Source organism: Desulfopila sp. IMCC35008 (assembly GCF_010646885.2).
In the GTDB taxonomy this organism is placed as follows: domain Bacteria; phylum Desulfobacterota; class Desulfobulbia; order Desulfobulbales; family Desulfocapsaceae; genus Desulfopila.
Window position 1 is genome coordinate 5,802,837 of record NZ_CP050700.1, and the last position, 18,552, is coordinate 5,821,388.

Below are 18,552 nucleotides of genomic sequence, written 5' to 3' on the forward strand. Positions count from 1 at the left end.
CTACTCCACCTGAGGCTGTTTTCTGCGCAGGTAATTGTACAACCCCCCTTCACCGCTGTCGTGCTTTTGGACGACAAATTCCAGATATTTGATGTTCTTTTCTATCTGTTCCATGTAAAGATTTCGGTCGAGACCCCACCATTCTCGGAAGTGGGTCTGCATGGCGGTACTGATATTGTTAAAGGAAGAGTGCAGGCGATACTCAATGACTTCATGGAAAAACTGGGTTGTCCGGCGCATCAGCTCCAGAGAGGAACTGTGTAATTCTATCCCTGCATCCAGTTGCTCCTGGTAGAGCAGCGGCAATGATTCCAGATAGTAACGATCGGCCATTTGGGCCATTACATCGGCAGTACCCAGTACCCAACCTGTAAGGCGAAGTTCGGGGGAAATGAAATCGAGGTCCTCCGGGTGGACAGTCAGATTTGTACAGTTGATGATGGACGGTATCGCATCGATATAATGTCCGAACATGTTATTATCGTAAAGATAATTTTGTAGAAATGATATCGACCGCACCTCATGGCTTTTGAGATAGGCAGAACCGAATTGTTCGGTATCCTCATCGGTGAGGAGCATGCCGGTATCATGAAAGTAGGCACAGATAACGCATAATTCCATAATTTCAGGAGGCAATATGGTTTTTTCCATAAACAGGCCGTGCAGTAACCTGATAGTTGCCAGAGTTACATTACGGGTATGTCTCAGATCGTGATATTTGGTGCTTGAGTGGCGAAAGTTTTTGTACTTTCCTTGAAATATCAAAGTAATATCGCCATGAACCTGTTCGAGGAAGCCGGTGTCGTGGTTTGGGGTTATGGTGACGACAAGATTACGTATTTCGGTCAGGGGGTCACAGCCGGGACCTTCCCCTCCTTCAAAAATTTCTATAAGCTTGCGATTGCTGGTGTGTTCGCCGACACGATTTTCTTTTGGAGAATGAACAGGGTCATCTCCAGCCTGTCGGATATACTGGCTGTTCTTCATAAAATCATCCTATCTATTCATTCCCAACAAAGCAAGTTTACCAAATAATTTCTTGTAAAATCATCGAATGTTGACACAATAATTGAAAGAAAGAGAGGATAAAAGGGGCGTAGTAACTGGACTTTCAGATTTTGTGAGTGTTATTATGAAATGTTAGGTTATTGCCGATTTAAGGGTGATGACGAGATATGGGCTGAATTACTTTCGGCAATGTTCTTTATTTATATATGACATAATTAATGAAAGATACAAATAAACATAGTGTTATTCTTGTCGTTGATGATGATGAGATGGTCCGGGTGACACTCAAGGCACTCATATCTTCTCTCGGATATACGTGTCTTATTGCCGATGGCGGCCAGCAGGCTTTATCCATTTTGCAAGCGACGAGTGTGGATCTCGTATTTACCGATGTTGTGATGCCGGAAATGGACGGGTTACAGCTGCTGGCCGAAATTAATGAAAAATTTCCGGCAACGGATGTAATTGTTGCGACTGGTTTTAGTGAGCGGGCCAGTTATGCAGAGGTGATCAAGGCAGGTGCCATGGATTTCATAAAAAAACCCGTTGACCAGGCAGAGCTTGATGCCAAACTGGCCCGGGCCTTTCGTGAGCGCGATCTGATACACCGTCTCGAACAACTGTCCTTATGTGATGACCTCACTTCTCTCTATAACAGAAGAGCCTTTGACCAGCGGTTCAGTGAGGAGGTGGATCGGGCCAACAGGCAGGGATACGATGTGTTCCTGGCTATTGTCGATATTGATAATTTCAAGGATTATAACGACACCTATGGGCACTCCGAAGGGGACAAGGTATTAATGGAGTTGTCCGTAATTCTAAAGGATTGCACGCGCCACAATGTGGATATGTGTTTCAGGCTGGGGGGAGATGAGTTTGCGGTTTTACTACCGGGAACCAATGCCACCCAGGCCACGGAAATTGTGCAGCGCATCCTGCTGAGGTATGCGGAGTCCTCTTTTGGTTCAACGACTCTCTCTATTGGTATCATAGCCTGCAAGAGGGACAAAGACCTGGAGTTGGCAGAAGACGAAGAGCGGATGAAGAAACGGGCCGACGAGGCGATGTATGAAGCCAAACACAGCGGTAAGAACTGTGTCGTTTGCCGGATATGAGCAGGAAAACCCGTCCGTAACGGTTCTCACCTATTCAAGTGCATCCTTGCAAAACGATCTGTCCGGGGCTATAGGATAGTTACCGTCGAAACATGCCAGGCAGAAGTTATCCTTATCCATACCAGTTGCTTCGACAAGCCCATCAAGGCTCAGGTAGTGCAGGGAATCGAGACCGAGGTATTCAGCGACATCCTCAATTGATTTGTTGCAGGCAATAAGTTGTGATTCAGTAGGGAAGTCAATCCCGTAAAAGCAGGCATGTCGGGTGGGAGGGCAGCTCACCACCATATGGACTTCCTTGGCTCCAGCTTCCCGCAGAGCCCTTACACGGCTTTTACCCGTTGTGCCGCGAATGATCGAATCCTCGACGATTATTACCCGCTTATCCTTTAAGAACCCGCGAACCGGGTTCAGCTTCACCTTGACATTGAAGTCGCGCATGGATTGCGTTGGCTGGATAAACGTTCTCCCCACGTAGTGATTCCGAATAACACCCATCTCCAGGGGAATTCCTGATTCCTGGGAATATCCAATGGCGCAGTAATTTCCGGAATCGGGGAAGGGCATAACGAAATCGGCATCGATTTTTGCTTCTTTAGCCAGGATCTTCCCCATCTGCTTACGGGCGGAGTAGACGGAAGTCCCGAAAATGTCTGAATCAGGTCGGGCGAAATACACTAACTCGAAGATGCAGTGGTGTGGCGACTGCTTGGCCCAAGGGAAAATAGAACGCATCTCTCCATCAAAGAAGATCAGCAATTCGCCCGGTTCCACGTCCCTGATGTATTCGGCGTCCACCAGGTCCAGCGCACAGGTCTCAGAAGCAACAATATAACCACCGTTATTAAGCTTACCGACGCAAAGCGGCCTGAAACCATCCGGGTCACGTACCGCTATCATCTTGTCCGGGGTCATCAGCAGCATGGAGTAAGCACCTTTCATGGAGCGAAAGGTTTCTTCCAGTGCTTCCTCAAAACTGAGGTGTGAGGGCCTGGCGAGAAGATGCAGGACAACTTCACTGTCCATGGTCGTCTGAAAGATGGAGCCCTGGGCTTCAAGGTGGTTGCGAAGCGTTATAGAATTGGTGAGGTTGCCGTTATGGGCAACGGCGATGGTCTGCCCCTTATGGCTGACAACCAACGGCTGGGTATTGGTAATATTCGATGAGCCGGTGGTCGAGTATCGGACATGACCTATAGACATCTTGCCGTGCAACCCTTTGAGGATTTCCTCAGAGAAGACTTCGGGAACCAACCCCATATTTTTATGAAACTCTATTCTCTTGCCATCTGAAGTTGCGATACCTGCACTTTCCTGTCCCCTGTGCTGCAAAGCGTAGAGCCCGAAATAGTTGAGTTTTGCTGAGTCTTCATGACCGAAAATGCCACACACACCACATTCATGAGAGGGGCGAAGGGACTGGGCTGAGCACGTATTGTCTACCATTGGAGTTTCCGTATTATTTTCTACTGCACAAGGGTCGGCGGGATCTGACCGATGCGGAAAACGTAAAAACACTTAAAGGCACAAAGATGAACTTTCTTTGCGCCTTTAAGTTTCTTTAACGTCAAAGAACAAATTTTTATAGCAACTACCTGTGAAATTCAACAAGAATCAACAAATACCCCTGTATTTTTCGGCAGTGTCTGTGGCTGTACCTTTTTTATTCCTGCTCGGAGGCAATTCCGATCAGCAGTTCCGTAAGACTTGCCAGATCATTTAGATCCAGCTGCTCGTCAATGGTGTGTACCTTGTTCATACCGGTGGCAATAATAGCTGTGGGTAGTCCAAAACCATTAATTATATTAGCATCGGAGCCACCTCCTGCAACGAGGTATTGCAACTTTTTGCCGGTAGATTTCTCAGCCTTGTAGAGTCTTTGTAACACCGGGCTGTCTGTTTCCAGTTTCATGGCTGGATATTCGCCTTCTGTACTGATGGTGACGGTCGGTTTTCGGCCATCGGCTGCAGAAGGGTTGTGGTAATCAGCAGCGGCATCGTGAAAAGCTTTTTCAATTTCCATGGTGTAGGTTTTTAGCTTCTGGATGTCGTGGCTCCGAACCTCTCCCTTAACCGTGGTCAGGGGGGGCACGATGTTGGTGGCAACGCCAGCCTCTATTATGCCAATATTTGCCGTCGTTTCTTCGTCTATACGGCCGAGCTTAAGACGGTTGATGGCGTCGGAGGCAATCTGTATGGAGTTGATGCCCTGTTCGGGGTTAAGTCCAGCATGGGCTGCCAGGCCATGAATTTCTATCTTTAATTTGCTGGCGGCGGGTGCGCCGATGATGACAGAGTCGATGCCGGTGGAGTCGAGGGCGTAGCCGTAGGGGGCCTTAATGTGTTTGTGTTCAAGGGCCTTGGCCCCAAGAAGTCCTATTTCCTCACAGGTCGTCAGCACTATCTCAATAGGCCCATGGGGCAGGCTATTTTCCTTAATCGTGTGGAGCAGCTCAATGATTGCAGCAATCCCGGATTTATCATCCCCGCCGAGTACGGTCTCGCCTGCGCTGGTGAACACGTCTCCGTTGCGGACCACCTGTACATTTTCAGCCGGTGCGACCGTATCCATATGGCACGAGAAAAAGACGCCCTCAGCCTTATTGTTGCCATTGAAGCGGACAATTAGATTACCGCATTCCGAACCTGTTTGGGCGGCTGAGTTGTCTTCTATTATTTCATCGGCGCTCAGCTCTGCAAAACACTTTTTCAGATGCTGTGCAACCGCCCCTTCTTTTCTGGATGGACTACTGATTTCACAGAGTGTAGTGAAGGTTTCCGCAAGCCGTTCTCTATTTATAGATTGATTCATTTTTTTAGTGGTTGGTGAGCAGAAGGACGACGCTATGACAGCTTATACCTTCGCCTCTGCCGGCGTACCCCATCTTTTCGGTGGTGGTCGCTTTGATATTGATGTTTTCCTCGCCCGTATCGCACGCAGATGCCAGGATTTTCTTCATACTGTTCAGGTGCGGGGCAAGTTTTGGGGCCTGACAGATAACGGTAAGGTCGATGTTTCCCACCCTGTACCCGGCGTTTTTAACGAAATCGATTACTTTTTCAAGCAGAGTTATGGAATAAATATCCTTATATGTCTTGTCTGAATCGGGGAAGTGGCTCCCTATATCGCCTTTTCCCAGGGCCCCGAGCAAGCCGTCGCAGAGGGCGTGGGTTACAACATCCGCATCTGAATGGCCAGCCAGGCCGAGATGATACGGGACAGTGATACCGCCCAGGATGAGCTTTCTCCCCTCTACCAGTCTGTGGGCATCAAAGCCATGGCCAATGCGGAATGGGGTGGACTTGAGTGGTTGCATTATCTTCTCCGCCAGGGCGAGATCCTCCTGTCTGGTTATCTTGATATTTGTTTCTTCACTTTCCACCAGGGCGACGGGAACACCGGCGAGCTCAAGCAGCATCGCTTCATCAGTGACATCTTTTCCTTCTGCCTTGTCAAAAGCCCTGCACAACAAGGAATATTGTGCACCTTGCGGGGTCTGGGCCTGCCAGATGTTATCCCTGTTGACGGTGTCGGTGATAAGGTTCTTACGGTTCCCTTTTTTGAGAGTGTCTTTGACAGGTACCGCGACTATAGCTGCTCCATGGGTCTGAACCCCTTTTATGCAGCGACTGATGAGAGACTGGGTAATACACGGTCTGGCGCCGTCATGGACAAGCACGATTTCGGTTTTACTATCAAGAATACGGAGACCGTTTTGAACCGAGTCCTGGCGTCGTTTGCCTCCTGCGATGATTGTCAGCCGGTTGGTGTCAACGCCGGCGCTTTCGAGAAGTTCGTGGGTGTGATCGAGCCATTCAGCTGGTACCACAACCACAACTTCGATGATGTCGGGATGATCCAGAAACGGTTTGACGGTGTGGGCAAGGATCGGAGTGCCGTGAATTTTGTAATACTGCTTAGGATGATCGAGTTTCATCCGGCTTCCGATTCCGGCTGCGGGAATGATCGCTGCTACAGTCATGAGAAGGTGTGATGTGAAAAAGAGAGTGGGCTATAAGCCGAATTCTGTACCCCGCGAGGGGCCATGATCATTTAACTGGGATGTTGATTGCTCAACACCTCTTGCAACCTACCCGGAGATTTCGGACGGGCAGCCCTCAAACATCTCCCTATTTGGTCTTGCTCTGGATGGGGTTTGCCGTGCCTCCCATGTCACCATGGAAGCGGTGAGCTCTTACCTCGCCGTTTCACCCTTACCTGATTGCTCAGGCGGTCTGTTTTCTGTGGCACTTTCCCCCGGTCGCCCGGAGTTCGTGTTACGAACCATCCTGCCCTGCAGAGTTCGGACTTTCCTCTCCGGCCGAAACCGGAGCGATCATGCACCCACTCTCAAATTGATAAGGTAGTGGTCTTTACCCAAAAAGGAAAGGGTTATTCAGCAGCCGGTTCCTCGTGGTACAGCATACGCTGGCAAGCAGGGCAGTCGAGCATCTTGTCGCCCTTCAGCAGCATATTGTACTGCTGCGGCGGAATGGACATAAAGCAGCCCTGGCAAACACCTTGCAATACATTGGCGACAGCCAGCCCGTTACGACGAGAGCGCAGTGTGTCGTATTTTTGGAGCAGTCGCTCTTCAACCAGTTGAGCCTGCTTCTGGCGTTCGGTGTCTTTGCTTTTTTTGCCTTTGTTGATGGCTTCAATTGCGTTGCGGACCTTTTCTTTTTCTTCCTCGACCAGCTTCTTCTCGCCCTTGAGCATGTTTTTTTCTTCCTCGACCCGGGCGATCAGTTCCTCCACCTGTTCCATGATGGTGACAATCTTTTCCTCCAGCTCTTTGACGCTTTTCTTCCCGTCCTCAATCTCCTTCAAGAGTGCGGTTTGCTCGCGTCCGGTCTGGACCTGCATCATCTTGGACTGGCGTTCCTTGACATGGTCGAGTTTGTCGGCAGCCTCGGCTTCCAGGCCGCGTTTTTCGCTTTCCTGGGCATCGATCTTGGCGGTTAACTCATTGATAAGCTGCTCCCTTTCAGCGAGGGCGGTGATTCGCTCGTCAAGGCCGTTTTGTTCTGTCTTGATTTCGTTGTCGATGGTATCGATTTCCAGGTCGATCGCCTGGAGTACGGTGAGTTGGGCAATATGCGGGTTCAAGATGCTTCTCCTGTCTGTGTTACGATGATCTGAGATCGGTTTGCTGTATATAGTGAAATGGATGGTTCTCTGTTTCGCTTTCCATGATTCGGATCTGCCAGCCGTTATCGGCACAGATCCCGTTCAGTTTGTCCGCCAGCAATGCGACGGCTGGTTTTTCCGTTGCGTAGTGGGTTCCGTCGATGATGCAGAAATTGTTTTCTTCGGCCCAGCGGGCAATGTTATGCTTTATCTCTGCTGTGATATAGACATCAGCATCCCGGGCAAGGGCTGCAGCGGCAAAATCGGATCCGCTTCCGCCACAGACGGCAACGGTCTGTACTTTATCCGGCAGTGGGCCGGCAACCTGCAGGGTGGGAAGTTCCAGGACCGCCATCACTTTATCGAGGAACTGGCGTGGCTCAACCGGTGTCTCCAGCTGACCAATTCGACCGAGTCCTGTTTGCGGGTCGTCATCATGGGCCGGAATGAGAGGTTGCAGTGCCTTTATTCCAAGCCGTTCGGCCAGGATGTCACTTACCCCTGCGGCAGCGCTGTCGAGATTCGTGTGGCAGGCGATGATTGAGATGTTGTGGCTTAAAGCCTGCTGGAGGAGTTTTCCTTCCGGCAGGGAGGTGTTAATGGTGGAGAGGGGTTTAAATATGACCGGATGGTGGGTGAGGATGGTATCCGCATTCTTGGCAATGGCTTCATTCAGCAGCAGGGTGGTCGGGTCCAGGCCGATCAGAATGGACTTAACATTTTGTTCAGGGCTGCCAACAAGGAGCCCGATATTGTCCCATTCTTCTGCTAATCTGAAAGGTGCTTCCAGGTCAAGTTTTTGAATAATATCCTTTATAAGTATGGTCATCTGCAAAATAGTCAGTCAGCCGGGGGAAATAAAAAAAAGGTACAACCCTGTGGGATGTACCTTTTCACTCACTCCGCCCTTTCCGGGTATTTCTGCCCGAAGCGACGTTGATATAAAAGGGTGGGTGTTTCTCCCCCCTTACCTGTATGCAATAAGCTTTTAATTCTCAATGAGCCTTGTATCACGACGATTATCATTTCAGTGGTGGGCGCAGTAGGACTCGAACCTACGACCGACCGGTTATGAGCCGGTGGCTCTAGCCAACTGAGCTATGCGCCCTTCTGCTAATGAAACCTCGTATATAAAATAAATTGGGTGAAAATGTCAACAAGAATTGGAAGGTGTATCAAAATAATCCTACATGGACCGCCTCTGTTGAGATTTTATTCTATTGAAAAAATGACCACATTTCAACAATGACATGGTAACGGTCTATGATGTGCTTTATCTTGCAGTGTGCTGATGTACAAATATCTTAACGTTTTAGAAATATCGTTCCAGGGAGTGCAGTGCAGTCTCCCTGGCTGATGACAACCGAGGCTTTAACTTGATTTATACCAACCTGCTGCTGTTTTTGGTGGCCATCTTTTTATTTAGTGTCGATACGATTCCGGAGACGCCGATGTTCTCCCCGGTTATTGCGCTTCTCTTGTTCGTTGTATCGGTTATCGGCTTTGAGAGGATATGCAGTTATTTATATAGTCGGCCTTCTTCCTACACCTCCGGCGGTTATTTTGATTCAGAAAAGAAACTGTCGGTACTGGCCCTCGTTTTTTTTGGTGTAGGAGCTCTTTATCTTTGTGATGTAAAATACTATCTGGCGTTTCTCTCCATTGGTGGACGCCTGCCAGCCTTAATTAATATTGCCGGGCTTGGAGTGTTCCTGCTCTATCTTGCACTGATGTGGAAGGGTGCCAGGCGCAGCTATCAGCATGTTTTCGGCAGGCTGTACAGTTCAAAGGCTTTTATTCTGTCCAATTTTAAAGCGAACCTGCCTATTGTCCTGCCATGGGTTATGCTCTCGCTCTGCTATGATCTGCTGCAGCTGATCCCCTTTGTGCCACTGCAGGAAGCACTTGCTTCCCAGTGGGGGGATATCCTCTTTTTCGTTCTTTTTCTCTGTTTTGTCATGTTGTTTTTCCCCCCCATGGTGCGCAGGTTGTGGGGGTGCAGTCCACTTCCCGAGGGGGAGTTGAAAGAAAACCTGATATGTTTCTGCAGGAAACAGGAGTTTTCTGCAGATCTCTATATCTGGCCGTTATTTGAGGGCCGGGTCCTTACCGCAGGGGTGATGGGAGTGGTGCCAGGCTTGCGTTATATCCTGCTCACTCCGGCTATCATCGAGACCATGACGATGGAAGAACTTGAATCGGTGATGGCCCACGAGATAGGCCATGTGAAGCGATATCATCTTCTGCTCTATGTGTTGTTGATCGGTGGGTTCAGTCTGTTTGCCGCCATGCTGGCAGAGCCCTTCCTGTTGCTGTTGCTGTCGCGCGCTTTCTTTATTGATCTGATTACAACCGGCAATATTGATCCTGAGACCCTCTTTGCAGCACTTGGCTCAGTACCCCTTCTGATATTTATGGTGTTTTACTTCCGGTTCATATTTGGCTATTTTATCCGTAATTTCGAGAGGCAGGCAGACTTGCATGTGCTGAAAGTCGTCGGCAATGGTCGAGCCCTGGTCTCGGCATTTGAGAAAATCGCGCGGATGAGTGGCAATATCCGTGACCAGAAGAACTGGCATCATTTCGGTATAGGTGAGCGGATCAATTGTATAGAACGGGCTGAGGTTGATTCGAGGGTCATTTCCGGTCATGATAGAAAGGTGAGAAACAGCTTGCTGGCATATATATTTGCCCTCGCTGCTGCCTTTATGCTGGTGCGGGAAATACCAGTGGATGAGCTGAGCAGGAGTTATGAAGAAAAATATGCCGAAGCTGTCATTATGCAGAAAGCCGGGCAGGAACCGGACAAGGCGATATGGCAGCGCATGCTCGGTGATCTCATGCTGGGTAAAAAACATGAAAAAAATGCGCTTACCGCCTATGAGAAAGCTTATAGTTTAGATCCAACAAATCCCGAGATCAGGAACAATCTGGCCTGGTTGCTACTCACAAGTGAAGACCTGGAGTTACGTGATCCGATAAGGGCATTAGCGCTTGCCAGAGGGGCCGCAAAAATGCAGCCAAAGGGATATATTCTCGATACCCTGGCCACAGCCTATTGGGCAAACGGGTTTGTAAAAGAGGCGCTGGAGACGGAGAGACAGGCTGCTTTTGTTGATCCGGATCAACTGAGGTTGTACAGGTCTCGCGCCATGGGATTTGCCGAAGAATCGTATGAAGAAGGTGTGGCGAGGAAGAAAGTGGAACAAGCTGAGCAAGAGGAGCGATAATGGCATTTTTAGGTGCGCATGAGTCGGTGGCAGGTGGTCTGCACAAGGCTTTTGACAGAATAGATAAAGTGGGTGGGGAGTCGTTGCAGATTTTCACCCGGAACCAGCGGCAGTGGAAACCGGCCCCTTTAGGTGACGAAGAGAGAAAAAATTACATATCCGCGCGGAATGTGCATCCTGATATGGTTGTTGCCTCCCACGCCTCATACCTGATTAACCTGGCCACAGCCAAGCCTGAGCTGCTTGCAAAGTCGATTGCGGCTCTTACCATGGAGCTGGAGCGGTGTCATCTACTCGGGGTGCCTTATGTGATAATGCATCCCGGGTCTCATGGAGGCGATGGTGTGGAGACAGGTCTTGAACGGTTTGTTGCAGGTATGGACATGGCACTTGAGCCAGGTTTTGATGATGTGATGCTTCTGATCGAAACGACAGCTGGCCAGGGCACCGGGTTAGGCTCTTCTTTTGAAGAGCTCGATTATATCCGCAGGACGTCGCGATTTCCTGAAAGGATCGGTTTTTGTGTCGATACCTGTCACATCTTTGCTGCCGGGTATGACCTTCGTACAACGGAAGCGTATGAGCAGACAATGAGCGAGCTGGATAAACATCTTGGTGTTGGTAACGTGAAGTTTTTTCATCTGAATGATTCAAAAAAAGAACTCGGCAGCAGGGTGGATCGGCATGAGCATATCGGCCAGGGCATGATTGGTCTGGAAGGATTTAGAAACCTTATGAATGACCCAAGATTCGCCAATCTGCCGATGACTCTGGAGACGCCCAAAGGTGATAAACTTCTTGAAGATATTGAGAACCTGGCGACGCTACGGGCTATGATGGTATAATCAATGGACTGTAACATGCAGATATCTGAATTGATTTTGATCGTTGCATCTGAAGATGCTTGCCAAAGGGGGCTGAAAAGGGAACTATAGGCTGAATTTTTAGTACGTTATAATAGTTGCCGAAAGGAATTGTATGAAATACCTGAACAGTGATGCTCTTCTTGACCTGCTGGAGCGGCAGAAAATGCTGACTCCGAAACAGCGTCAGTTTGTGACCCTGGAGAAGGGCAAGCAGCGCCAGAAATTGTTGAAAATCGCCCAGAAGGTAAAAGGGGCAGAGTTGATGAGGCCAGATCTGGTCGACATTATCGTCTCTTTTCAGATGAATGTTGGTGGGCGTAAAGGTGAAATCCTCGATGAAGAGATGATCATGCGGGCGGTGAGTAAAGCCCATCATCTGCCATTCAGGAAGCTGGATCCGCTTGATCTCGATATGGAAATCGTCACCAAGACGATCCCGCGCAACTTTGCCATCAAGCAGCTTATTCTGCCAGTTGGAATGAAAGATGGCAACCTGCAGGTGGCCGTGTATCATCCCGATTGCCAGTCTGTGCTGGAAGATATAGAACAGGCGAATCAGGTAAAAGTGTCGGCCTGTATTGCCACGAAGACGGATATTGTCCGCATAATTTCTGAGTTCTTTGGGTTCCAGAGGTCAATCAGTGCGGCTGAGGACCAATTTTCCCTCTCTCCAGGAACAGATGCTTCGATTGATATCGGCAATCTGGAGCGGTACGTTAAGATTTCTTCTGCCAAGGGGATCACCTCATCTGATCAACATATCAAGACTGCTGTTAATCATATCTTCAACTATGCGCTTGAACAGCGTGCGAGTGATATCCACATCGAGCCGAAACGTTCCATTACTATGATCCGTTTTCGTATCGACGGAGCGCTGCATACTATTTATAAGCTGCCCAAAGCGGTTCATTCCGCTATTACCTCGCGGATCAAGTTTCTGGCACGGCTGGATATCGCAGAAAAGCGGCGTCCACAGGATGGCCGAATCAAGATAGGTATAAAAGGGGAGAAAGATGTTGAGATTCGGGTTTCGACAGTGCCGGTCTCCTTTGGCGAAAAAACTGTTATGCGTATTCTTGATCCGGATGTGGTGTTTCAGGATGTGACGGATCTTGGATTCTCCCAGCGGGATTTCTCTGTATATGAATCGTTTATATCGGCCCCCCACGGTATTGTACTGGTTACGGGACCGACTGGTTCAGGTAAATCGACGACCCTTTATTCCACTCTCAAAAAGATCGCTACTCCAGATAGAAATATCGTAACTGTTGAGGATCCGGTGGAGATGGTGCATGAGGAGTTTAACCAGATCGCCGTGCAGCCACTTATTGGCGTAACCTTCTCCACAATTCTGAGAAATATCCTGCGACAGGATCCGGATATTATCATGATCGGTGAGATTCGCGATAACGATACGGCAGCTCATGCAGTACAGGCAGCGATGACCGGGCATCTGGTTTTCTCAACGCTTCATACCAATGACGCCGTTTCATCTATTGTTCGGTTACAGGATTTAGGTCTGGAACCGTTTATGATTGCTTCGACCCTGCTGGGTGCCATGGCCCAGCGCCTGGTGCGGACAATATGTCCCGATTGTAAGGCAAATTACCAGGTAGAGAGCAAGGAACTGCTCAAACTTGGCTTTCCCGTTGCCGAATCTGGCACAATAACGCTTAGCAAAGGGGAGGGGTGCCGCCAGTGCCGTAATACAGGCTATAAGGGACGTTGCGGGATCTTTGAGATATTCCCGCTGTCTAATGAGCTGAAGAAGATGACGGCACTGGGCGAGGCGGGCAGTGAGATGCGACGGGTTGCAATCCGCGAGGGAATGACTACATTACGCGAGGACGCGTGGTCCAAGGTTCGATCCGGGGTCACCACTGTTGAGGAAGCACTGCGGGTAACCGCTGAATAAAGAAGGATTTTTACAAAACCCGAGTCGGTAGAGATATGGGCATCAAGATAGTTTGTCAAAATAAAAAAGCATTTCACGATTACCATATCGATACGAAATTTGAGGCGGGAATGGTACTTTCGGGACCGGAGGTGAAATCACTTCGGGCCGGGAAGGCTAATCTCAAGGATGGCTACGTGCAGGTCGATGATCGCGGGGAATTGAGGATGTACAACGTGCATATCTCTCAGTACTCCTATGCCACCCACAACCCCAATGAACCGATGCGGGCGCGCAAATTGTTGATGCACAAACGTGAGATAAAAAAACTTATCGGTAAACTTCAGGAGAAAGGCCTTGCCTTGATCCCCTTGAAGATTTACTTTACAGATAGTGGCAAGGCAAAAGTAGAACTGGGTCTTGCACGTGGTAAAAAGCAATACGATAAGCGGGCCACTATAAAACAGAGAGATAGTGACCGCGAGCTGCAGCGCGTCATGCGCCGCAATAGTTACGAATGATCTTTTACAATATGGGGGCGAAACGGATTCGACGGGGATGTGTAAGCTCATCGTTGCATGCCGAGCTTCTGTCTGCTCGTAAAACCGATAGAACATAAATATAATCGCAGACGATTATAACTACGCAGTAGCAGCTTAATAACTGTCATACTGCCGCTTCACCAGCCTTCGCCCGTAAGGCTGGGTTTGGAGCGTCGACCTAACGGGCTGGCCTTCGCTGATGGTGTCTGTACTTCAGCTGGCGAGAACTTCATAGACTAGTGTCAGGCCGCTACGTTTCCGCGGCAAGCTTGATGCGAAACTTAAGCCGGAAACTAAGCATGTAGATACGAGAGGGGAGCATTTGCGGACGCGGGTTCGACTCCCGCCGCCTCCACCAGAACGATGGCCGTTAAGGCTTGTAAATACGGGGATTTAGCCACTTGGCTTTTTCCCCGTTTTTGGTTGCGGGGTAAAAATGGTGTAAAATTTTCATTTGTAAAAATATTTTACTAAACCAGTTGTTTTGGCTCTCTTGGAACAAAAACATTTTCCATAAAGGCTGTACCGTCATCCCTTTGATAATTTTGGATGTACGAGTAATATTTTTCCAGTATCATCTTGAGACTTTCGTGACCCATCATTTTTTGAACCCACCCTGGCAGCTCGCCAGCATCAAGCATCAAAGTCGCAAAAGTATGCCTCGTTTGATAAAGGGACCTCGGCTTAAGCCCAGCCTTTCGTAAACCTGGTTTCCATACATGGTAGTTGATGGAGTTAGGTAGTAGAGGCTTGTTGTTTTTATTAACGAAAACATAGGGGGAATTTCCCTTTTTCTTTGCCCTCAAGTTAGTTAAGGCATCAATTACCGGCGGCACCATCTTGATATCTCTAATGGAACCATTAGTTTTTGGGCGTCCTTCTTCACCTCTTACCCTGGTTTCCTTTACCTTGATGATTCCCAGCTTGAAAGACACATTGTCCCATTTGAGAGCAGCCATTTCGCCAAATCTCATCCCTGTAAAAAAAGCAACAGTGAAGAAATCTCTATAATATTGATGAACTACATTCAAAAATAAATTGACTTCATCCATGGATAGAGGGCTGATATCAGGCTTGTCAGTTTTCAGGTTAGCGACAAGGTCCATAGGATTTTTTTCTATCAACTCTGCTCGCTGGGCAAAGCGCATGATAGCCCTCATTGGTACCAAGACATTATTTACTCGCTTGGCTGTGCAGGTAAGCTCTGCCATAAATTCTTCGATGTCAATGAAAGTTATGTCCGATATTGGAGTGTTGCCGAAGTGAGGTAAGATATAGGTGTTCATCGCACTTTTGTAATCTTTTAAGGTCGAGGACTTTATCCATTTGTCGCGTGTTTTGACCCACTTTACAGCGACTTTTCCAAATAGAACCTTATCTTTTCCTGCGTCAACAACTGGTTTAATACTTCGAATTTCACCATATACTGCGATTTCCTTGAGATATTGGTCTCTCATTCTTCTCGCTTCTGTGACAGAGGTGGATAGGGCTTTTTTCAGTCTCTTCCCGCTTACCATCGCCACAAGGGACCAATTATCACCTCGTTGTTCCAAGTGATGGTTTTTGCTTTTCTTTGCCATGGTTATACCCTCCATTCCTTTTGTGGTTTGGTTGATACAACAGGCTTCTTCCTCTTGATTTCAGTTAATTGCTGTTGTCTTATCTGCACCTCTTTGGTTGTATGCTGTCCCTCTAATTTCAAGATTTCATCTAAAGGATATAATACCCTTGTTGAGCCTGGAAGGCGGAAAAATAGTAATTCGCCCTTGTTGCGATAGTTGATTATTGTGGATTGGGATACTTGCCATCGGGAAGCAAGTTCTTTCTGGGTTATCCAGGGACTCTGGATTTTGTTGTTTTTGCTATGTTCAGAAGACATACCTGTATTACCTCCGGATTCACCGTTGATAATCCAGGGAAAACCACTGAATATTTACCTTTGATGTTTTATTTTTAGAGTGAAATGGGCTCTAATATTGCCCTATAACGGATTCTTAACTTGGTCATCCATATTTATTTTCTGACTACTATGCGTTTTGTTACTTTTTTTTGACTAATCACCTGGTATTAAAATAAATTGTCCAACTGTGTCATTCTATGGACTATATCTGTATCGCTGCTTTGATGTTTGGAAAAGTAGTTTCAGCGCTACTACTCAAACTGAAGTAAACCTACTGTAGCTAACCTCAGTACTCATATCCGTGAGTAGAAATCACTGCTCTAAAACTTTCCCGCCGGCGTTGTAATTGTTTGTAGTACTGGTCATAATTCATATTATTAGCCACAACAACATCACGAATACTGCTATTTCCTGATATAACCAGCATGTCCTGTTCGCTAAAATGCTCACGAGTTATTGATAACAATTGTTTTGCGATTAAATATTCTTCAGGGGTTCCGAGACTGGCCGGCATGAGAAACCACTCTTCACACTCAGTTTCAGACACACGATAGTTTTTATTTTTTCCGTCATAAACATCCAGCCTGGAACGGTTCTTTTCATTAAAATTTCTTGGCTTATAACGCTTGAGTAAATTCCTGACATAATGATGTACAAAATACATCACCCAAGTAATTAGCTGTGCTTTGGTGCTATCGTATTTTTGGTAATGTTTCCTCATCATACACTGGTGATACAGTTCTTCGATTACAAAATCCTGTGTTTGCTGAAGCAGCTTGTATTTCTCATACCTATGTTCTGCCTCCCACGACGCTCCAAAATGATACCCGCATAATATTCCTACTCGTGCTTTGATACATCTTGATTCGTAAATGCTGTAATTCGTCACCCTGACGACAACCTCGAAGAGTCGACGTAATTCCTGAAAATCAAATTCTTCCATACTTTGTACTCCTTAATAATTCTAAAAATAAAGTTTCGGTCCATTTCAATCTCCTTTTGATTGTTTTTGCTTGGTACTTAACCGTTAATGTGGTACTAATGCGTCACATAACGAACAAACAGGTTGTAAAAAATTAATTTATATTTATTATACTATATAACGACTAACATGTCAATAGCCGTTATATAGTTTTGCCGTATCTATTCGCTGAAAATTATTTTACATCTGTCTATATTACTGTTTTATGGCACAAAAAGAGGGTTTTGTTATGTTGGAAATATTTTTAGAGCTGGCGTCTACAAAGATTACAGAAAAAGATTCAACCAAGTCTCAATACGCTGGACCTCTATATAGATGGCTTGAACTCATTGAGTCATGCCGATTAATGGGGGGAGGATTAGTCCTGGCTGAAGAAGAGCAACAGCACAAAGTTACAAGTGCCCTTACAGAAAGCGATACAAGGCAGGCTCAGACCTTGCTGGAGAACATACAAAAAGCCAGCCTTGGAGCTATTGAAACTTTCAAGAAAAGAGAGAAATTGACTTCAGTTTATCCGGTTATCGCTACAATTGGTTTTGACAGTGAAGACCGAATGGTATTCCACTACAGCTTGGCTGTACCGAAAGGAAAAGCTGACGAAATGGGGGTAACTTTAACGATATTTCTGAACCTTATTGGCCAGATGAACCTTGAACCCGAACGTTTTCAAATCTGTCCCAAATGCGGTAAGTATTTTTATCAATACCAGCGAAAGAGTCAAAAATACTGCTCAAGGTCTTGCAGCGATATGGGAAGAAGTGGAAAAATGTATTCTGAGGTCTAAAGTTTTCCGGCAGATTATAACGGGCAGGGTCAAACCACAAAATTGGTCCGACCCTGTTTAATGCTAAGCCTTTCTTTTCTCTTTAGATTGGAGCAGCTCCCTTCGTCTTTTTTCATCAATGGCTTCTTCATAGGCATTACCATAGATCATCGAACCAAAGATGAGCGCTTCTGCAAGGTCAAAACACCTTTGCTCTTCCTGCTCAGGTGAACTGCGAGATTCGCAAGGCATATCCATCAATTCTGTATCATCGAAGTCATGTTCATCCGCAAAATCCTCTTCGCAGCCACTGTCTGTGTCGAAGCTATTGTCATCAATAGGGTCATCAAAAAAGTCATCACACATTGTCTTGTCTCCATATATTGTTGTTGTAGCACGATTTTTCGTCCAATCAGCTGCAGTATCCACATTCAGAGCAGATAATCCGAAGCTCTGAGCCATTATAAATAGTCAAATTGTTGCCAAGCACTTCATTGAACGTCACATGGTGTCCGCAATCTAAAATAAATTTCTTGCGACTCAATATACCAAGCAGCTCTCGAAGTTCTTGTGTTGGCCGGTACGCCTTCTTTTGTTCTTTTGTCATATCGGTATCCTCCAAATAGAATAAGCCCCCTGGCGCGAAACCAGAGGGCTTTAGAATTGTATTAATTGATAGCTGATTATAGGACAGCGGTGTTAAATTGATTTAACGGATTTGGCTGTTGATTCCACCCTTGAGCCTGGGAGATTTTATCAATCTGGGACGCTGGCCGAATTTCCCAGTACAGGTCCATATCAATCTCAAGGCCCCGAACATTGAGCCTGTCCAGCTTGTGAATAGTAAAATAACCCCACTCCGCGGCCTGATAATCTCCGTTAAGGATGACGTATCCAAAAAAGGTGTCAGCTCCATCAAACTCGCAGACATACCAGTCGCTGTTGGAGAGGAAGAAATGAAGGTAGATAAGCTTTTCCTTTACAGGAATATTTTCAGTTGCATACAATTTTGGTATCTGAGCTAAACTCTGTTGTGTAGGTTTGGTCCACATAACTATTCTCCTGAAAATAGAAAACCCCCTGCAGCCGTATAGCTACAGAGGGTAATTGAATGAATATGG

18 protein-coding genes, 1 tRNA gene and 2 other RNA genes are annotated in these 18,552 nt (G+C 47.1%); 7 read left to right on the forward strand and 14 right to left on the reverse strand.

Annotation, left to right across the window (positions count from 1 at the left end; genetic code table 11):
• Nucleotides 1-987, reverse strand: a complete 987-nt coding sequence (locus tag GA520_RS24870) for an HD domain-containing protein (RefSeq protein WP_163336106.1) — start codon at nucleotides 985-987, stop codon at nucleotides 1-3.
• A gap of 239 nt (nucleotides 988-1,226) precedes the next feature.
• Here GA520_RS24870 and GA520_RS24875 point away from each other — a divergent pair, with 239 nt between their 5' ends.
• Nucleotides 1,227-2,123, forward strand: a complete 897-nt coding sequence (locus tag GA520_RS24875; RefSeq protein WP_163336107.1) for a diguanylate cyclase — start codon at nucleotides 1,227-1,229, stop codon at nucleotides 2,121-2,123.
• Between the two features lie 30 nt (nucleotides 2,124-2,153).
• Here the strand turns inward: GA520_RS24875 and purF are convergent, their stop codons facing one another.
• The 7 genes from purF to GA520_RS24910 form a co-directional block, all read right to left on the reverse strand.
• Nucleotides 2,154-3,569: an amidophosphoribosyltransferase gene (purF, locus tag GA520_RS24880; RefSeq protein ID WP_163336108.1), complete on the reverse strand. Its 1,416-nt coding sequence runs from the start codon at nucleotides 3,567-3,569 to the stop codon at nucleotides 2,154-2,156.
• A 217-nt stretch (nucleotides 3,570-3,786) separates the two neighbouring features.
• Entirely contained in the window at nucleotides 3,787-4,935 is a 1,149-nt protein-coding gene (locus GA520_RS24885) for a M20/M25/M40 family metallo-hydrolase (protein WP_163336109.1), read from the reverse strand.
• 4 nt (nucleotides 4,936-4,939) lie between these two features.
• Nucleotides 4,940-6,106: a 2-C-methyl-D-erythritol 4-phosphate cytidylyltransferase gene (ispD, locus tag GA520_RS24890; RefSeq protein WP_163336110.1), complete on the reverse strand. Its 1,167-nt coding sequence runs from the start codon at nucleotides 6,104-6,106 to the stop codon at nucleotides 4,940-4,942.
• Between the two features lie 17 nt (nucleotides 6,107-6,123).
• Nucleotides 6,124-6,476: RNase P RNA component class A (gene rnpB / locus GA520_RS24895), an RNA gene on the reverse strand.
• Nucleotides 6,477-6,516: 40 nt separating this feature from the next.
• On the reverse strand, nucleotides 6,517-7,233 hold the full coding sequence (locus GA520_RS24900) for a zinc ribbon domain-containing protein (RefSeq protein ID WP_163336111.1): 717 nt from the start codon (nucleotides 7,231-7,233) through the stop codon (nucleotides 6,517-6,519).
• Between the two features lie 19 nt (nucleotides 7,234-7,252).
• Entirely contained in the window at nucleotides 7,253-8,083 is an 831-nt protein-coding gene (locus GA520_RS24905; RefSeq protein ID WP_163336112.1) for a Nif3-like dinuclear metal center hexameric protein, read from the reverse strand.
• Between the two features lie 202 nt (nucleotides 8,084-8,285).
• A tRNA-Ile gene (locus tag GA520_RS24910) sits at nucleotides 8,286-8,362 on the reverse strand.
• A gap of 268 nt (nucleotides 8,363-8,630) precedes the next feature.
• Here GA520_RS24910 and GA520_RS24915 point away from each other — a divergent pair.
• The 5 genes from GA520_RS24915 (at nucleotide 8,631) to ssrA (ending at nucleotide 14,144) form a co-directional block, all read left to right on the forward strand.
• Complete coding sequence (locus GA520_RS24915; RefSeq protein ID WP_163336113.1) at nucleotides 8,631-10,484, forward strand: M48 family metallopeptidase; 1,854 nt, start codon at nucleotides 8,631-8,633, stop codon at nucleotides 10,482-10,484.
• Nucleotides 10,484-11,329: a deoxyribonuclease IV gene (locus GA520_RS24920; protein WP_163336114.1), complete on the forward strand. Its 846-nt coding sequence runs from the start codon at nucleotides 10,484-10,486 to the stop codon at nucleotides 11,327-11,329. The genes GA520_RS24915 and GA520_RS24920 overlap by 1 nt, the downstream gene beginning before the upstream one ends.
• Nucleotides 11,330-11,462: 133 nt before the next feature.
• On the forward strand, nucleotides 11,463-13,265 hold the full coding sequence (locus tag GA520_RS24925; protein ID WP_163336115.1) for a GspE/PulE family protein: 1,803 nt from the start codon (nucleotides 11,463-11,465) through the stop codon (nucleotides 13,263-13,265).
• Nucleotides 13,266-13,300: 35 nt separating this feature from the next.
• Nucleotides 13,301-13,765: an SsrA-binding protein SmpB gene (gene smpB, locus GA520_RS24930; protein ID WP_163336116.1), complete on the forward strand. Its 465-nt coding sequence runs from the start codon at nucleotides 13,301-13,303 to the stop codon at nucleotides 13,763-13,765.
• A 13-nt stretch (nucleotides 13,766-13,778) separates the two neighbouring features.
• Nucleotides 13,779-14,144, forward strand: a transfer-messenger RNA (tmRNA) gene (ssrA, locus tag GA520_RS24935).
• 112 nt (nucleotides 14,145-14,256) lie between these two features.
• Here ssrA and GA520_RS24940 read toward each other — a convergent pair.
• The 3 genes from GA520_RS24940 to GA520_RS24950 form a co-directional block, all read right to left on the reverse strand.
• On the reverse strand, nucleotides 14,257-15,366 hold the full coding sequence (locus tag GA520_RS24940) for a site-specific integrase (RefSeq protein ID WP_163336117.1): 1,110 nt from the start codon (nucleotides 15,364-15,366) through the stop codon (nucleotides 14,257-14,259).
• Between the two features lie 2 nt (nucleotides 15,367-15,368).
• Nucleotides 15,369-15,665 (reverse strand): hypothetical protein, encoded by a 297-nt coding sequence (locus GA520_RS24945; protein WP_304511271.1) that lies wholly within the window; start codon nucleotides 15,663-15,665, stop codon nucleotides 15,369-15,371.
• A gap of 307 nt (nucleotides 15,666-15,972) precedes the next feature.
• Nucleotides 15,973-16,629, reverse strand: coding sequence for a hypothetical protein (locus GA520_RS24950; protein ID WP_163336118.1), 657 nt, complete (start codon nucleotides 16,627-16,629; stop codon nucleotides 15,973-15,975).
• Between the two features lie 268 nt (nucleotides 16,630-16,897).
• On the opposite strand from GA520_RS24950, the gene GA520_RS24955 reads away from it, so the two are divergent.
• Entirely contained in the window at nucleotides 16,898-17,452 is a 555-nt protein-coding gene (locus GA520_RS24955) for a hypothetical protein (RefSeq protein ID WP_163336119.1), read from the forward strand.
• A gap of 63 nt (nucleotides 17,453-17,515) precedes the next feature.
• On the opposite strand, the gene GA520_RS24960 is transcribed toward GA520_RS24955, so the two are convergent.
• The 3 genes from GA520_RS24960 to GA520_RS24970 form a co-directional block, all read right to left on the reverse strand.
• Nucleotides 17,516-17,797 carry a hypothetical protein gene (locus tag GA520_RS24960; protein ID WP_163336120.1) on the reverse strand — a complete coding sequence of 94 codons (282 nt, stop codon included), beginning with the start codon at nucleotides 17,795-17,797 and terminating at the stop codon, nucleotides 17,516-17,518.
• Nucleotides 17,798-17,843: 46 nt separating this feature from the next.
• On the reverse strand, nucleotides 17,844-18,038 hold the full coding sequence (locus tag GA520_RS24965; protein ID WP_163336121.1) for a hypothetical protein: 195 nt from the start codon (nucleotides 18,036-18,038) through the stop codon (nucleotides 17,844-17,846).
• A gap of 76 nt (nucleotides 18,039-18,114) precedes the next feature.
• Nucleotides 18,115-18,483 carry a DUF2958 domain-containing protein gene (locus GA520_RS24970; RefSeq protein ID WP_163336122.1) on the reverse strand — a complete coding sequence of 123 codons (369 nt, stop codon included), beginning with the start codon at nucleotides 18,481-18,483 and terminating at the stop codon, nucleotides 18,115-18,117.
• Between the last annotated feature and the right edge of the window lie 69 nt (nucleotides 18,484-18,552).

What these genes read in the sequence shown, in the direction of transcription:
- GA520_RS24870 (WP_163336106.1), bottom strand. Translation starts at nt 987, where the DNA reads ATGAAGAACAGCCAGTATATCCGACAGGCTGGAGATGACCCTGTTCAT.
- GA520_RS24875 (WP_163336107.1), top strand. Translation starts at nt 1,227, where the DNA reads ATGAAAGATACAAATAAACATAGTGTTATTCTTGTCGTTGATGATGAT.
- purF (WP_163336108.1), bottom strand. Translation starts at nt 3,569, where the DNA reads ATGGTAGACAATACGTGCTCAGCCCAGTCCCTTCGCCCCTCTCATGAA.
- GA520_RS24885 (WP_163336109.1), bottom strand. Translation starts at nt 4,935, where the DNA reads ATGAATCAATCTATAAATAGAGAACGGCTTGCGGAAACCTTCACTACA.
- ispD (WP_163336110.1), bottom strand. Translation starts at nt 6,106, where the DNA reads ATGACTGTAGCAGCGATCATTCCCGCAGCCGGAATCGGAAGCCGGATG.
- GA520_RS24905 (WP_163336112.1), bottom strand. Translation starts at nt 8,083, where the DNA reads ATGACCATACTTATAAAGGATATTATTCAAAAACTTGACCTGGAAGCA.
- GA520_RS24920 (WP_163336114.1), top strand. Translation starts at nt 10,484, where the DNA reads ATGGCATTTTTAGGTGCGCATGAGTCGGTGGCAGGTGGTCTGCACAAG.
- GA520_RS24925 (WP_163336115.1), top strand. Translation starts at nt 11,463, where the DNA reads ATGAAATACCTGAACAGTGATGCTCTTCTTGACCTGCTGGAGCGGCAG.
- smpB (WP_163336116.1), top strand. Translation starts at nt 13,301, where the DNA reads ATGGGCATCAAGATAGTTTGTCAAAATAAAAAAGCATTTCACGATTAC.
- GA520_RS24940 (WP_163336117.1), bottom strand. Translation starts at nt 15,366, where the DNA reads ATGGCAAAGAAAAGCAAAAACCATCACTTGGAACAACGAGGTGATAAT.
- GA520_RS24945 (WP_304511271.1), bottom strand. Translation starts at nt 15,665, where the DNA reads ATGTCTTCTGAACATAGCAAAAACAACAAAATCCAGAGTCCCTGGATA.
- GA520_RS24950 (WP_163336118.1), bottom strand. Translation starts at nt 16,629, where the DNA reads ATGGAAGAATTTGATTTTCAGGAATTACGTCGACTCTTCGAGGTTGTC.
- GA520_RS24955 (WP_163336119.1), top strand. Translation starts at nt 16,898, where the DNA reads ATGTTGGAAATATTTTTAGAGCTGGCGTCTACAAAGATTACAGAAAAA.
- GA520_RS24960 (WP_163336120.1), bottom strand. Translation starts at nt 17,797, where the DNA reads ATGTGTGATGACTTTTTTGATGACCCTATTGATGACAATAGCTTCGAC.
- GA520_RS24965 (WP_163336121.1), bottom strand. Translation starts at nt 18,038, where the DNA reads ATGACAAAAGAACAAAAGAAGGCGTACCGGCCAACACAAGAACTTCGA.
- GA520_RS24970 (WP_163336122.1), bottom strand. Translation starts at nt 18,483, where the DNA reads ATGTGGACCAAACCTACACAACAGAGTTTAGCTCAGATACCAAAATTG.